Source organism: Streptomyces sp. NPDC058620 (genome assembly GCF_042717135.1).
Classification (GTDB): Bacteria; Actinomycetota; Actinomycetes; order Streptomycetales; family Streptomycetaceae; genus Streptomyces.
Genome location: NZ_JBHXQO010000020.1, coordinates 35,325 through 49,992, shown reverse-complemented (window position 1 = coordinate 49,992; position 14,668 = coordinate 35,325). Strand labels below are relative to the sequence as shown.

Below are 14,668 nucleotides of genomic sequence, written 5' to 3'. Positions count from 1 at the left end.
GTGTCCTGAGGGTTGAGGGTCCGGGGTGGGAAAGCGCGGCAGGATGTGCGCGCCGAGTTCCGCGAATACGTCTGCGGCGGGGCGATCGCCCCGCCGCAGATTGAGGGAGACGTGTACGACGCCGGCGTCCGACATCTCACGGAGTCGTTCGATGAGGCCGTTGCGACCCGTACGGTTGAGCGCGCTCAGCGGCAGGGGCGCCGTACCTGAGGGCCCGGGGCGGCCCCCCAGGTACGGCCGGTGGTCAGTTGAGGGTGTCGGGGTCGGGGCCGGTGCGCATTCCGCTGTCGAGGGCGGTGATGGCCTCGATGTCGGCATCCGTGAGTTCGAAGCCGAAGACGTCGAGGTTCTGACGGATGCGCTGCGGCGTGACGGACTTGGGGATGACCACGTTGCCGATCTGCAGGTGCCAGCGCAGAACGACCTGCGCAGGTGTCACGCCGTGACGAGCGGCGATGGACGTGATCGCCTCGTTCTTGAGCAGTGCGCCCTGGGCGAGCGGGCTCCATGCCTCGGTGGCGATGCCGTGCCGGGCGTGGAAGGCGCGCAGCTCCTTCTGCTGCAGCCCCGGGTGCAGCTCGACCTGGTTGACGGCCGGCACGGTGGCGCTCTGGTCCAAAAGGCGCTGGAGGTGGGCGGGCTGGAAGTTGGAGACGCCGATCGCGCGGGTGCGACCGTCGGCCAGCAGCTTCTCCAGGGCGCGCCAGGTGTCGGTGTACAGGTCGCGTGCCGGGGTGGGCCAGTGGATCAGGTACATATCCACGTGGTCGAGTCCGAGCTTGTCCAGCGAGGCGTCGAAGGCGGCCAGGGTGCTGTCGTAGCCCTGGTCGGCGTTCCACAGCTTGGTGGTGACGAACAGCTCGTCCCGGCTGATTCCCGATGCGGCGAGGGCGCGGCCGACACCGCGCTCGTTGCCGTAGATCGCGGCGGTGTCGATGCTGCGGTAACCGGCCGCGAGTGCCGTGTTCACGGCGGCGGTGGTCTCCTCGTCGGGGACCTGGAAGACACCGAACCCCAGCTGCGGCATCTCGACGCCGTTGTTGAGGGTGATGTGGGGGATGGAGGTCATGCTGTGCTCCTTGCGAGGTGATCTGTGTGGGGTCCGCGGAACGTGGGGTACGCGGAACGTGGGGTCAGGAAGACGTGCGGTCAGGTAGCTGTGTCGGGGTTGTGACGCCTTCCCCTCGTGACTCAGGGGACGGCGATGGGCCGCTTCTCCAGGGAGCTGGACAGGAAGGCGAGGGCCAGGGCGGATGCGGCCAGCAGTGCGCCGACCCAGTTGGGAGAGGTGTAGCCGAGTCCGCCGCTGATGACGAGGCCACCGAGCCAGGCGGCGAGGGCGTTCCCGGCGTTGAAGGCGCCGATATTCACGGCCGACGCCAGGGTGGGGGCACCGTGGGCGTGGTCGAGGACCCGCTTCTGCAGGGGCGGTACGGTGGCGAAGCCCAGGGCGCCGATCAGGAAAACCGCCGCGGCTGCGGCCGCCTTGTCGTGAGCGCCGACCGTGAACAGGGCCAGTACGAGGGCCAGGCCGCCCAGCGCCGTGTAGAGCATCGGCATGAGCGCGCGGTCGGCGAATCTACCGCCGATCAGGTTCCCGGCGACCATGCCCAGCCCGAACAGGACGAGCAGCCAGGTCACCGAGGAGTCGGCGTAGCCGGTGACGTGCGTCATCATCGGCGCGATGTAGGTGATGGCGGCGAACACTCCGCCGAAGCCGAGGACGGTCATCGCCATGGCCAGCAGCACCTGCACGTTCTTGAAGGCGCTCAGCTCGTGGCGCAGCCGTACGCCCGCCGGCTTGGGCAGGTCGGGCACCAGCCTGGCGATCCCGGCCAGGCCGATCACACCCAGAGCCGCCACGAAGAGGAACGTGATCCGCCAGCCTGCGTTCTGTCCGACGAACGTGCCCAGCGGAACGCCGACGACGTTGGCGACGGTCAAACCGGTGAACATCGTCGCGATGGCGCCGGCCTTCTTCTCCGGGGCCACCAGCTCCGCCGCGACGACGGAACCGATGCCGAAGAAGGCTCCGTGAGCCAGTGATGCGACCACGCGGCCGACCATCATGACCCCGAACGTCGGAGCGACGGCGGACAGCAGGTTGCCGACGACGAACAGGCCCATCAGCAGCATCAGCATCCGCTTGCGGGTGATCTTGGTGCCGAGGACGGTCATGAGGGGGGCACCGAACATGACGCCGAGGGCGTAGCCCGTCACGAGGTACCCGGCGGTGGGCACGGAGACGCCAAAATCGCCGGCGACCTCGGGCAGCAGCCCCATGATCACGAACTCGGTGGTCCCTATCCCGAAGGCCCCGATGGCAAGGGCCAGGAGTGCGAGGGGCATGACGTCGATCCTTTTAGGTGTGGGAGCTCTTTACGAGCGTCGACAATAGTTGCGGACGCTGGCTATTGCAAGCACGCCATAATCGCGTGTGCATGCAAAAAGATGGATCCCGTCGACCTCGGCGTGGTGCGGACAGGGCCGGGGCGGCTGTGGACCGGCCGGGGAACCCGCCTCGTCGACTACGCCCCGGCCGGGCGTTGTGTCCTGCCGCGTCCGTCCGTGAAGTGTTGGCACTATGGGAAACCGGGCGTCCATCGGCACGCGTGCTGCCGCAGCTATCGCCTGGAGGCTGGACATGAGTGCAGGCCGCAGTACGCAGTCGCGGCACCGGGACGGTCCTCGGTGAGCGCCGGGCGACGCCGCGCAGGGGCGGGGGAGGCACCCGCGGACCGCTTGCAGCAGGTGGTGGGTGTGGTCTTCGACACCGATGGAGTGATCATCGACTCGGCCCGCCTTCACGCCGCCGCGTGGAAGACCGCCTTCGACGCCTGTCTGAAGGCCAACCCGCCGGACGATCCGCCCGCGCGGCGGCCGTTCGACAGGGACGACTACCTGCGCTACGTCGACGGCAAGTCGCGCATGGACGGTGCCGCTTCCTTCCTCGCCTCCCGAGGAATCGCCCTGCCTCCCGGCACCCTCGCGGAGCCGCCCGGCACGGACACCGTGGGAGCGGTGGCCGCCTGCAAGGAGCAGATCTTCACCGAGCGGATCAGGGCGCGGAAGGTCGACGCGTACCCCGGGACGCTCCTCCTGCTGCGGCACTTGCGCGCGAGGGGGGTGGCGATGGCTGCCGTGTCCGCCTCCCGGCACGCCGGAGAGCTTCTGGACCGTTCCGGTGTCCTGCCGTACTTCGCTGTCCTCGTCGACGGAGTCGAGGGGGGCCGCCTCGGCCTGCCGGGCAAACCGGCGCCCGACCTCTTTCTTGCCGCAGCCGGACGGCTGGGCCTGCCGGCCTCGCGTACGGCGGTGATCGAGGACTCCCTGGCCGGTGTGGAGGCCGGCCGGCGCGGCGGATTCCACCTCGTGGTCGGCGTGGACCGGAGCGCCGGTCCGGACACGCGTGCGGCGCTGCTCGACCGGGGCGCGGACGTCGTCGTCGACGACCTTTCCGAACTGCTCACCGACTCCACCGAGGACTGATGATGACGGAGCACCTCCCGGAAGCGGACCACACCTGGGAATACGTGGGGTACGAACCCGGCCGGGAGCGGCTGCGTGAGGCGCTGTGCACCCTGGGCAACGGTTACATGGCGACCAGGGGCGCAGCGCCCGAGTGCACGGCCGACACGGTGCACTACCCGGGCACGTACGCCGCCGGCTGCTACAACCGACTCACCTCGTCCGTCGCCGGACGCCAGGTCGAGAACGAGGACATGGTCAACCTGCCCAACTGGCTGCCCCTGCGCTTCCGGATGCACAGCCCACAGGGCGACACACCGTGGTTCACCCCCGACAGTGCGGCGCTGCGTGAGCACCGCCAACGTCTCGATCTGCGCACGGGCGTCCTGGAGCGCACCCTCACGTACGAGCTGGACGGCCGCACCCTCGCCGTGCGGCAACTGCGGCTCGTGCACATGGGGGAGCCCCACCTCGCCGCGCTGCGCACGGAGTTCACCGCGAAAGGCGGCTGGTCCGGAGACATCGAGGTGGAGGCCGCCCTCGACGGCTCAGTGACCAATTCCGGCGTCGCCCGCTACCAGCAGCTCAACGGCCGGCACCTGATCCACGTGAACACCGGCGCCGACACCTCCGACACGATGTGGCTGCGCTGCCGGACCAGTACGTCCGACATCCGGATCGGCCTGGCCGCCCGCACGACGGCCGACACCGGAGCCGTCCACACCGGTACCGCCCACGAGCCCCTGCGGGCGGTCCAGCTCATGCGCCTGCACCTCTCCGCAGCGGGTGGCACGTGTGCGGTCGAGAAGGTTGTCGCGCTGTACACCTCCCACGACCCGGCCATCAGCGATCCTCTCCACGCGGCGATCGACGCCGTCGGGCGAGCACCCGCGTTCGCGGATCTGACGGAGTCGCACGCGGCCGCCTGGAGCCAGTTGTGGCAGAGGGCGGACCTGGACGTGCCGGGCGACGCCGGCGCGATCCTGCGGCTGCATCTCTTCCACGTGCTGCAGACACTGTCGCCGCACACGGCCGAGCTGGACGTCGGTGTCCCGGCCAGGGGGCTGCACGGCGAGGCGTACCGCGGTCATGTCTTCTGGGACGAGCTGTTCGTCCTGCCCTACCTGAACCTGCACCTGCCCGAGGTGTCGCGTGCGCTGCTCCTCTACCGCCACCGGCGACTGCCACGCGCCCTCGACGCGGCCCGCGACGCCGGGAGAAGAGGCGCCATGTATCCATGGCAGAGCGGCAGTGACGGGCGCGAGGAGACCCAGCAACTGCACCTCAACCCCCGCTCAGGGCACTGGCTTCCGGACCACTCGAACCTTCAGCACCACGTGGGCCTGGCCATCGCGTACAACGTGTGGAAGTACTGCGAGGCGAGCGGCGACAGCGAGTTCCTGCACACCAAGGGCGCTGAGATGCTGACGCAGATCGCCCGCTTCTGGGCGGACTCGGCCACCTACGACGACGCCACGGGCCGCTATCGGATCCTCGGGGTGCTCGGCCCTGACGAATACCACGACTCCTACCCCGGATCTCCCGCACCCGGGCTGGACGACAACGCCTACACCAACGTATGCGCCGCCTGGGTCCTTGCCCGGGCGCTGCACACGCTGGAGGAACTGCCGCCGCCCCGTCGCGCGGAGCTCTGCGAACGGACCGGTCTCGACGCCACGGAACTGGCCCTGTGGGACGACGTGTCCCGCAAGCTGCGCGTGCCCTTCCACGACGGCGTCATCAGCCAGTTCGATGGTTTCGGCGAGCTGTTGGAACTGGACTGGGCCGCCTACCGCGCCCAGTACGGCGACATCCGCCGTCTCGACCGCATCCTGGAGGCCGAGGGGGACACGGTCAACCGCTACCAGGCGTCGAAGCAGGCCGACGTCCTCATGCTCGGCTACCTGTTCTCCCCTCCCGAGCTGGCCGGGGTCTTCCACCGGCTGGGCTACGAGCTGGACGACGAGACCTGGCACCGCACCGTCGACTACTACCTGCACCGCACCAGCCACGGCTCCACCCTGAGCGGGCTGGTCCACGGCTGGGTGCTGGCCCGTGTGCGCTGGGAAGAGGCGTGGACGTACGTCCAGGAGGCGCTCGAAGGCGATGTCGCCGACCTCCAGGGCGGGACCACCGAGGAGGGAATCCACCTGGGGGCGATGGCCGGCACGATCGACCTCGTCCAGCGAGGACTCACGGGCCTGGAGGCCCGGAACGGCGCCTTGTGGCTGGACCCCGTTCCCTCCCCGCGGTTCACCGAGTACGGGTTCTCCATTCGCTACCAAGGCCACTGGGGCATCCAGCTCCGGGTCCAGCCATTGCGGTTGGAGATCAGGGTGCCACCCTCGGACATGCCCCCGATCGACGTACGGCTGCGTGACCGCGCTCTGTCGGTGGAGCCCGGCGGCTCAGCCGTGCTGCCCCTGCCCGAGGCGTGAACCACGAATTGTCAGAAATATGCGCCGGATGTCATCCAAGGGGCGTGCACGGTGCGAAGCAATGGGTGTGGCGGGCAGAGGCAGGAGCCCGTCGCTCCTCTCAGGAGAAGGTGAAGGTCATGACCACCAACCGCTTCAGGGGTATAGCTCTCACCGGTGCCGGCGCACTTCTCGTTCCCCTCGCCCTTGTCGCAGCGGCCCCCGCAGCGCAGGCGGGATCAGTGGCACAGGCGGCTCCGGTGGCGGAGCCGTTCGGCCCGGCCTGTTCGTCACTGCCGCCCAGCGGTGAGGGCAGTGCCGCCGGGATGGCCGACGACCCGGTCGCCACCGCGGCGTCGAACAACCCGGAACTGTCCACCCTGGTCGCCGCGGTGGAGAAGGCCGGCCTGGTGGACACGCTGAACAACGCGAAGAACATCACCGTGTTCGCACCGACCAACGATGCTTTCGAGAAGATCCCGAAGGCCGATCTCGACAAGATCCTCAATGACAAGGATCAGCTGACGGATCTCCTCACGTATCACGTTGTCAATGAGAAGGTGACCGTCGACAAGCTGCCCGATGGCACGTTCACGACTCTTCAGGGCGGTCGGCTGACCACGTCGGGGTCGGGAGACTCGTTCAAGGTGAACGATTCGGCGTCGATCGTCTGCGGTGACATCGCCACGAAGAACGCGACCGTGCAACTCATCGACACCGTGCTGACGCCCATGTCCTGACAACGGGGCCGGCGCGCGTAGGGGTGTCGGCTGTCTGCGTCAGAACGCGTAGCGGATCGGCAGCCACGGGGCGTGGGTGTGCACCAGGCGGCGTACGGTCTCGACCGCCGCCGCCTTGGTGCCATCGCGGTACCGCACGTTCCAGCTGCCGTTCTCCGAGCGCTTGGCCTGCTGGAGCTCGGGCCGCCAGATGGCGTCCTCGGCGCGTGGATGCCAGGCCATGTTGATGTCGTGCAGGTCCCGGTTGTGGGTCAGCATGATCACCTCGGCTCCAGCCTGGTCCTTGACCGCGTGGGGCAGGACGTCGTCCATCTGCTGGAGCAGCCGCGCCCAGGCGTCTTCCCATCCGGGCCGGATGACGACGGGGGAGAGGTTGAAGTGCACCTCGTACCCGGCCTCGACGAAGTCCGCTGCCGCGGCGATGCGCTGCTCGACCGGGCTGGTGCGGATGTCCAGCAGTCGCGAGTCGTCCGGCGGCATCACGGAGAAGCGGATCCTGGTCCGGCCACGGGGTTCGAGCAGCAGCAGGTCGGGGTTGACGAACTTGGTCGCGAACGAGGCTTTCGCCGTGGGCCACCGGGCGAAGGCGTGGACCAGATCGGCGGTGTTCTCGCTGATCAGCGCATCGACCGAGCAGTCGTTGTTCTCTCCGATGTCATAGACCCAGGCGCTCGGGTCGCACTGGTTCGGAACGCTTTTGGGCCCTTGACTCGCTACATGGCGCGCCAGTCGGGCGACGATGCGGTCGATGTTCGTGAACACGGTGACCGGATTCGCGTACCCCTTGCGGCGCGGCACGTAGCAGTAGGAACACGCCATGGCACACCCGTTGGCGGCGCCGGGGGCGATCCAGTCAGCCGACCGCCCGTTGGCCCGCACGGTGAGTGTCTTTCTTTCACCGAGGACCAGCACCGTGCTCTTGATCCGCACCCAGCGCTCGGCGTTCCCCTCGTTGCCGTGCAGTTCCGGGATGCGCCAGTGGGAGCTGACGGGGAGCACGTCCGCGTCCGGGAACCTCGCAAGGATCTGCCTGCCCCGCGGTGAGGCCGCCGACCCGGGTTCGGCATGGATCTCGCGTACCGACAGCATGCGGCGGGCCTGCTCCGAGTCACGGAAGAGCGGCCCGGCAGACCTCGGAACCGCCGGCCCCGTGCTGATCTCGTCGAGACCGAACAGCCCGTCTGGGGTTTCGTCCGGCCTGCCTGGTGTCTGGGGGGTGTGCATGACTGCTCCGGAATCTGTTGCGTCACGACCAACCGTACGAGAGCGGCGTGCTGGTCCGCAGCGGTGCTCCGCGCCGCTGCGCCGCCAGGAGTGTTTTGGGGCCATTCGATGCATGTGCTCGGGAAAGTGCATCCCGGGGGGACGACCGAAGGGAATCCAGGGCATGAAGCTGCAGGAGCGGGTCACGAGCAGACTCCCGCACGACAACCCGTACTGGCTGCGCCGACACCCGCGACAGGCCGGCCACGAGCCCCGGGCAGGCCGGCACGCGGCAGGAGCTCTCGCCACCGCCGACGAACAGTCCGCTGAAGGCCCGTCCCCCACCCCGCCTCCGCCTCTGGCCTCCGGGCCGTCCTGACAGTGGCGCGTGAAGTCGTGTGCCCTGCATGCTCACCCCGCAGATACGGTCGCCCTCCCCGCAGACCGCGCGCAGGGCCTCTCACGGCCGGCGTCGGCACCGAGGCCCTCTTCGATCCGGTCGCGCAGGCGGTGCAGCCCACGACGGGCGTGGCTTTTGACGGTGCCGAGCGGTATGCCGGTGCGCTCGGCGATCTGTACGTGGGTGAGGTCCTCGTAGAAGGCCATGCTGAGTACTTCTCGCTGTGTGCTCGGGAGCCGGATGAGCTCGTCGACGAGGAGTACGCGGTCGAGAGCGGCCTCGGACGCCGGGCCGCCGTCGAGCGGTACGGACAGGGCGAGGTGACCGGCGGCGTCGACGAGCCTCAGACGCCGGGTCCTGGCGGCCAGCGCATCGATGATCTTGCGGCGGGTGATGCCGACGATCCAGGCGCCGAGCGGCCCGCGCTCCGGTCGGAAGCCCGCCCGCCCGCGCCATGCGGCGAGAAAGACCTGCTGCGCCACGTCCTCGGCCTCGTGCGCGTCGCCGAGCGACCGGCTCGCCATGGTGTGGACGAGAGGCCCCCAGCGCCTGTACGCCGCGGCGAACGCGCGCTCGTCCGCGGCCATGAAGCCCCTGGTGAGGTCTTGGTCACCCGTCGTCTCGTCGACGGGAGGCGCCTGCTCCGTGGGACGGCTGGTGGTGTGCATCGCTTGTTCTCCTGCCGGAGCTGGATTGCGCAGGCCACCGAAGTCGTCCGCCGACGGCGCCGGCCGCCTGCACGTGTACGTCCAGTTTTGGAGGCACAAACGACGCAAGCAACATGCCTCGTTTGTGCGTCGTATGGTGAGGAGGTGACTCCTTCTGACGAGACCGGACGGCAAGGCGGCGGCTTCACGACCGGCGAAGTGGCCAGGCGGCTCGGCGTCGCACCCACGACGGTTCGCTCATGGGACCGCCGGTACGGGCTCGGCCCTGCTCTGCGCACCGGCGGCAAGCACCGCCGCTGGACGGCCGCCGACATCGCCCGGCTCGAGCGGATGTGCGCGCTGACCACGACCGGCCTGCCGCCGGCGGAGGCCGCCAGACTGGCCCGGGAGGAGCCGCCGTCCGACGGGGCATCGCCGCCGCGGCGAGCGACGCCGCGTGGCACACCGCCCGAGGCGGCGCGCAGCCGCGCCCGCACCGGCCTGCAACTGGGCGACGTGCGTCAGGAATGCAGGGGAATGGCCCGAGCCGCCCTCCGTCTGGACGCCGATGCCCTCGATGAGGTGCTGGCCGCCGTGATCGCCGACCACGGGCTGGTGACCGCCTGGAACGAGGTGATCATGCCGACTCTCCAGGCCGTCGGCCGCAAATGGGAGAGCGCGGGCGAACGGTATGTGGAGGTCGAACACTTCCTGTCCTGGCACGTTTCCGGCGCCCTGCGCCGGTGTGCCCCACCGGCCCGGTCCGAGCGCTCAGGGGCCATGACGCTGCTCGCCTGTGTGCCCGGCGAAAACCACACCCTCCCCCTCGAAGCACTCACTGCCGCGCTCGCCGAACGCGGCCTGCCGGTGAGAATGTTCGGCGCCGCCCTGCCCGTGGAGGCGCTCGTCGAGGCGGTACGCAGGACGGGGCCCGCCGCCGTCGGCCTCTGGGCCCAGTCCCGTACCACCGCCAGCCGGCCACTGGCCCACCACGTGGCCGCCATGGAGTGGGGTGTGCGCGGAGCCCGCAGGCAGCCGGTCGTGCTGACCCTCGGACCGGGCTGGGCCGGGAAGGCGGTGCCCGGCCTGCTGCGACCGATGGGGCTCGCCGAAGCCGTCACGGCTCTCAAGGCGGTCGCGACCGGGTGACGCCGACGGATTCGGCCTCTGAATTCGGCCTCTGAATGGGGCAACGCCCGTGGAGGTTCCTGGCATCGGCATCCGCTTCGTGGTCGCCTTGACCGCCGTTCAGGTTCTGTGTCCGCGGCACGACGAAGGAGACGGATGATGACCGATCAGCAGCGCACACTGCCCGACGTCCTCGTCATCGGTGCCGGTCTGGCAGGTATCGCCTGTGCCAGGGACCTGAGCCGGGCCGGACTGCGCGTCGAACTGCTGGAAGCGTCCGACGGGGTGGGCGGCCGGATGCGTACGGACCGCAAGGACGGCTTCCTGCTGGACCGGGGGTTCCAGGTCTTCAACACCGCATACCCGCAGGTCAAGAGGCGCCTGGCCCTGCGGGACCTGCACCTGCGGCCGTTCACCCCCGGCGTCCTCGCCCAGACATCCACGGGACGGGTACGGATCGCCGACCCCACCAGGCGTCCCGGGGCGGCCGGGAGCCTGCTGCCCGGGCGCGTCCTCTCGGCACGCGACCTCACCGCACTCGGCGCCCTCACGGCACGCGACGTCCTGCTTCCCGCCGCCACACTCAAACGCCTGCCCGACCGCACCACCTCGGCCGCCCTCGTGCGTGCCGGACTCTCCCCGCGTGTGGTCGAGGACCTGCTGCGGCCCTTCCTCTCCGGAGTGTTCCTGGAGGACGAGCTGGCGACCTCCGCGCGCTTCTTCCACCTGGTCTGGCGCAGCATGGCGCGAGGCACTCTCTGTCTGCCCGCCGCAGGGATCGGCGCGGTGCCGGAACAACTCGCCGCCGGCCTGCCCGACGACACGCTCCGGCTCGAAACCCCGGTCACCGCTGTGACCGACACCGGCGTCCTGCTTGAGGACGGCAGTGAACGGCCGGCGGCCACGGTCGTCGTGGCCACGGACGGACCGACGGCCGCCCGCCTGCTGCCCGGCCTGCCTGCGCCTGACGGCCGCACGGTGACGACCTACTACCACGCCACCGGCACCTCACCACTGACCGAACCGACCCTGGTCGTCGACAGCAGCCTGGCCGTCCTGAACACCTGCGTGCTGACCGAGGTCACACCCACCTACGCCCCGCCCGGCACGGCCCTGGTGTCGACCTCCGTACTGAATGGCGATGCACCGGGGAGGGACGCCGCGGTACGAAGGCGGCTGGCCGAGCTGTACGGCACCGACACGAGCCACTGGACGTCGATCGCCACGTACACCGTGGAGGACGCGCTACCGGTGATGACGCCGCCCTGGCCGCTCAGCCGCAGCACCCGATTCGCCCCGCAGCGGTACGTATGCGGGGACCACCGGGCGACCGGATCGGTTCAGGGAGCCCTGGCATCGGGCACGCGTGCGGCACGGGAGGTACTGACCGACCTGGGCCATGTTCGCGAAGCGAGTTGCTCGACGTAAGTCGTTGCACGCCTCACAGCTGCCCCCAAGCACAGACAGCGAGTTCGGGCATTGTCTGGGATGCCCCGGCGAGGTCGGCGTCGAGGCGCCTGTTCGCCGCCCGTCCGACCGGCGGCCGCTTACGCCGTCACTGCTCTTCCCACAGCAGACGGCCGTTCCGCAAACGGGGGCCCGACCTTGGCCCAGCGCCGCCGCCCAGCTGATTCGAGAACCCGGTCTTGTCGCCTTCCGCAGCCGCAACTCCCCGCGCACCGCGAAGCCGGAGTGCTCGTAGAAGGGGAGGTTGGACGGCTTGGAGGACTCCAGGCAGACGGGCAGGCCCGCGCCGTCGGCCTTGGCCAGTCCTGAGCGCAGTAGTGCTGCCCGTGTCCTTGACCCTTGGCGGCCGGATCGGCGCCGATCACCGCCAGGTACCAGTGCGGTTCGTCCGGAGTGTGCTCGGCCGCAGGCATGACGGCGTCTTCCTGATGCGGAAACCATCGAGGAACTCCAGAACATCCTCGGCGACCGGGCTCGGCTGTTCCGCGGGGAGCGGAGTGGCCAGGGGGCAGCCCGACACAGAGAATCCGCCCCACTTTCCGGCACCTGGCGACCAACTCAGGCGGGCCGCAAGGACGACGGCGCTCTGGGGGCGGGCGGTGTGTCAGCGATGCTTCGCAAGAGGGCTGCGCTGTCGGCGTCGGCCGGGTAGTAGGACTCGATCGAGATCTCCTCGAGCGTGATGTCCTGGGGGGTGCCGAACGTCGTGATGGTCGAGAACAACCTCAGCTCGCGTCCTCGGAAGCGGAAGATCATCGGAGTTGCCACCTCGGACTCCACCCCAGGGGCCGATCCGCCGGGCTCGTCCTCCGCGAAGAACTCGTCATACAGGGCGGCGACCACCGGGTCACCCGTCCTCGCCGCCTGGCGGGACAACCGGGCACGGAAGAGCGAACGAACATCCGTCAGATTGACGATCCGGGAGGCGAGACCCCCCGGATCAAGCCCGAGCCGCACCATGTTGACCGGATCGCCGAGCAGTTCGGGATCGACGTCTGCGAGGAAGTGCTCGACCGGTGCGTTGATCATCACGATGTTCCAGCGCCGGTCCACGACCAGCGCCGGAAAGGGCTCGTGCGCACGCAGGACCCGTGCCACTGCGTCCCGAACGGCTGACATGTCCGGCTCGTCGAGTGGCCGCTCGCGATACCGGGGTGCGAACCCGGCCGCCACCAGCAGACGGTTGCGGTGCCTCAGCGGCACGTCGAGCTGGGCTGCGAGCCGAAGCACCATGTCGGCACTCGGCCGGGAACGGCCCGTCTCGACGAGGCTGACGTAGCGTGGCGAAACGCCAGCCGCCAGCGCGAAATCGAGCTGGCTCAGCCGTCGACTATGCCGCCACTCGCGCAACATGCCGCCTACTGTCTCCACCCATCGACCCTAGTCGCCGTCGGCCGGCGCGGTCCATGAACTCCGAGTTCATCGACAGTCCCGAGCCGCGCCGCCACACTTCCGGACATGAGCACTGACAACAAGGAACTGGTCCTCACCTGCCTGGAGCTGTACGGCAAGAGCGACCTTGATGCAGTCGCACCCCTCCTGCGCGATGACTTCGTGGATCACGGGCTGCCGTTCCGGACCTCGACGAAGGAGGATTGGATCGCGGCAGCGCGGAAACTGCCCCTCACCGAGTTGCGGATCGACATCCGCCGCCTCGTGGCTGAAGGCGACTACGTGACGATGTTCTCCCGGCGGTGGCTGCCGGGAGGCGGTCTCGACATCGCGGTGGCAGACGTTTTCCGTCTGCAGGACGGCTTGATCGCCGAGCGCTGGGAGATCGTCGAACCGATCGCGGCTGACACTCCCAATCCGGTGGCAACTTTGTGAGCCGACCCGGGCAACCAGCCGTGCGCGGGCCCGGCTGGGCCGTACGAGCCGTGTCGCGCTGGCCCAGGTGACGCCACCGGACTGTGTGGACCGCACCGGCCAGGAGGCGCGGACACGCCGGCGGCGGGTCTGTCTCCGCGCACTCGGTGCTCCGCGGACCGGAGCGCCAATCCAGTCTCCGCGGAGCGATTCTGCCCGCTGCGGTGAAGCGCTGCGTCGTCCACTCGCCGCCCCGTATTGAACACGTTCAATTTTCCTGACAGGATGGCTGATGCGGCAGAGCCCACGGGCGGGCCGCGTTCATACGTCATGTCACCAGGGGGCTGAGCTGTGGACGAGGGCACACCGTGGAGGAATCTGGGCACCATCGGGCTGCGGCTCCTCGACCTGACCGTGCGCTACTGCCTGACCTTCGCCATCACGTGGGCAGTCGCGACAGCCGCTCTCCCCGCAGACACGGACGTTCCTGGCACCGGCCTGGAGTTGTTCCCGTTCATCGGGGTCCCCTCCATCCTGATCAGCTCGGTGTACGCGGTGGCCAGCACCCGCACGGGTATGGCGTTCCGGCTGCCCCTGGCGGGACTTTTGCTCCTTCCCACGTGGCTCCTGCTCTTCCAGAACTTCATGGCACTGCTGGTCATCCCCGTGCTGGGGCAGCTCCTGTTCGCGCTGTGTGTCATGCGGGCCCCGATGCCCGGACCCTCCCGGCTGCGACGGCGGGCAGCGGTGGCCCTGGCAGCCTTGGCGGCTCTGACCGGCTGCGGCCCCTACACGTACGTCGAGACACCCACGCTCGATGGCATCACGACCGCCGAGGCCGTGGGGGCCTGGCGCTGTATCGAGGGCACGGAACTGATCCTGCGGACTGACGGATCGGCCGCCATCACTTTGCTGGACGGCCAGGACTTCGACTTCGACGACGGCTGGCGGCTCTCCGGTACGGGGAACTGGAAACTGACCGACAACCCCGCCGGGGGGCAAAGGCTGCGCGTGACCCTCACGTCCCGCACCGCCTCAGCGGTCCGGCAGGACGCGGAGGTGGCGGGCACGCTCCAGGAGGGCCCTGGTCCGGCGCCCGAGACCTACACGTGGACCTTCTACATGCGCCGCGACACACATCGGGAGCTCCAGCTGTACTTCTTGTTCGGCGACCCCGATTCGGGGAGTACGTACGTGATGGAGAGGAAGCGGGCCGGGGCCGGGACGGGCGCGGGCGAACCGACGTCATCCCTGCCCGGCCGGCCGGGAGGCTGAGGACATCCATCGCCGGCGGAGGGCGTGACGCCAACGCCCGGGCATGGGCCCGGCAGGCCAGTGCACTCTCACTCCGTCACGCGAACCACTGGTGCGTGCCGCCTGGCTCTCCGCCGG

Annotated in this window: 13 protein-coding genes and 1 pseudogene; 8 read left to right on the top strand and 6 right to left on the bottom strand. The window is 69.4% G+C overall.

All coding sequences use genetic code 11. The features are described 5' to 3' along the window. Positions 1-244: 244 nt before the first annotated feature. Together ACFWSK_RS20100 and ACFWSK_RS20095 are read right to left on the bottom strand one after the other, a co-directional pair. Positions 245-1,069, bottom strand: a complete 825-nt coding sequence (locus ACFWSK_RS20100; protein WP_383787823.1) for an aldo/keto reductase — start codon at positions 1,067-1,069, stop codon at positions 245-247. Between the two features lie 122 nt (positions 1,070-1,191). Beyond that, the gene (locus tag ACFWSK_RS20095) at positions 1,192-2,349 is read right to left on the bottom strand and encodes an MFS transporter (RefSeq protein WP_383787820.1); all 1,158 of its coding nucleotides are present in this window, start codon (positions 2,347-2,349) and stop codon (positions 1,192-1,194) included. A 342-nt stretch (positions 2,350-2,691) separates the two neighbouring features. Here ACFWSK_RS20095 and ACFWSK_RS20090 point away from each other — a divergent pair, with 342 nt between their 5' ends. The 3 genes from ACFWSK_RS20090 (at position 2,692) to ACFWSK_RS20080 (ending at position 6,625) form a co-directional block, all read left to right on the top strand. Next, positions 2,692-3,489, top strand: a complete 798-nt coding sequence (locus ACFWSK_RS20090) for an HAD family hydrolase (RefSeq protein ID WP_383787817.1) — start codon at positions 2,692-2,694, stop codon at positions 3,487-3,489. 2 nt (positions 3,490-3,491) lie between these two features. After that, the gene (locus tag ACFWSK_RS20085; protein ID WP_383787816.1) at positions 3,492-5,906 is read left to right on the top strand and encodes a glycoside hydrolase family 65 protein; all 2,415 of its coding nucleotides are present in this window, start codon (positions 3,492-3,494) and stop codon (positions 5,904-5,906) included. A gap of 119 nt (positions 5,907-6,025) precedes the next feature. Further along, entirely contained in the window at positions 6,026-6,625 is a 600-nt protein-coding gene (locus ACFWSK_RS20080; protein ID WP_383787982.1) for a fasciclin domain-containing protein, read from the top strand. A gap of 39 nt (positions 6,626-6,664) precedes the next feature. Here the strand turns inward: ACFWSK_RS20080 and ACFWSK_RS20075 are convergent, their stop codons facing one another. Then, positions 6,665-7,849: a spore photoproduct lyase family protein gene (locus tag ACFWSK_RS20075; RefSeq protein ID WP_383787813.1), complete on the bottom strand. Its 1,185-nt coding sequence runs from the start codon at positions 7,847-7,849 to the stop codon at positions 6,665-6,667. Between the two features lie 163 nt (positions 7,850-8,012). On the opposite strand from ACFWSK_RS20075, the gene ACFWSK_RS20070 reads away from it, so the two are divergent. After that, positions 8,013-8,207, top strand: coding sequence for a hypothetical protein (locus ACFWSK_RS20070; protein ID WP_383787811.1), 195 nt, complete (start codon positions 8,013-8,015; stop codon positions 8,205-8,207). A 32-nt stretch (positions 8,208-8,239) separates the two neighbouring features. Here ACFWSK_RS20070 and ACFWSK_RS20065 read toward each other — a convergent pair whose 3' ends face one another. Continuing rightward, positions 8,240-8,896, bottom strand: coding sequence for an RNA polymerase sigma factor (locus ACFWSK_RS20065; protein ID WP_383787808.1), 657 nt, complete (start codon positions 8,894-8,896; stop codon positions 8,240-8,242). 144 nt (positions 8,897-9,040) lie between these two features. On the opposite strand from ACFWSK_RS20065, the gene ACFWSK_RS20060 reads away from it, so the two are divergent. Both ACFWSK_RS20060 and ACFWSK_RS20055 read left to right on the top strand, forming a co-directional pair. Continuing rightward, positions 9,041-10,024: a MerR family transcriptional regulator gene (locus ACFWSK_RS20060; RefSeq protein ID WP_383787806.1), complete on the top strand. Its 984-nt coding sequence runs from the start codon at positions 9,041-9,043 to the stop codon at positions 10,022-10,024. A gap of 138 nt (positions 10,025-10,162) precedes the next feature. Continuing rightward, complete coding sequence (locus ACFWSK_RS20055) at positions 10,163-11,431, top strand: NAD(P)/FAD-dependent oxidoreductase (protein ID WP_383787803.1); 1,269 nt, start codon at positions 10,163-10,165, stop codon at positions 11,429-11,431. A gap of 231 nt (positions 11,432-11,662) precedes the next feature. On the opposite strand, the pseudogene ACFWSK_RS20050 reads toward ACFWSK_RS20055, so the two are convergent. Next, positions 11,663-11,892 (bottom strand): annotated as a pseudogene (locus ACFWSK_RS20050) (GNAT family N-acetyltransferase); the annotation flags it as partial. 136 nt (positions 11,893-12,028) lie between these two features. Continuing rightward, positions 12,029-12,823: a helix-turn-helix domain-containing protein gene (locus ACFWSK_RS20045; RefSeq protein ID WP_383787800.1), complete on the bottom strand. Its 795-nt coding sequence runs from the start codon at positions 12,821-12,823 to the stop codon at positions 12,029-12,031. A 105-nt stretch (positions 12,824-12,928) separates the two neighbouring features. Between ACFWSK_RS20045 and ACFWSK_RS20040 the strand changes: the two genes are divergently transcribed. Further along, on the top strand, positions 12,929-13,297 hold the full coding sequence (locus ACFWSK_RS20040; protein ID WP_383787797.1) for a nuclear transport factor 2 family protein: 369 nt from the start codon (positions 12,929-12,931) through the stop codon (positions 13,295-13,297). 330 nt (positions 13,298-13,627) lie between these two features. Continuing rightward, on the top strand, positions 13,628-14,551 hold the full coding sequence (locus tag ACFWSK_RS20035) for a hypothetical protein (protein ID WP_383787796.1): 924 nt from the start codon (positions 13,628-13,630) through the stop codon (positions 14,549-14,551). Positions 14,552-14,668: the final 117 nt, after the last annotated feature.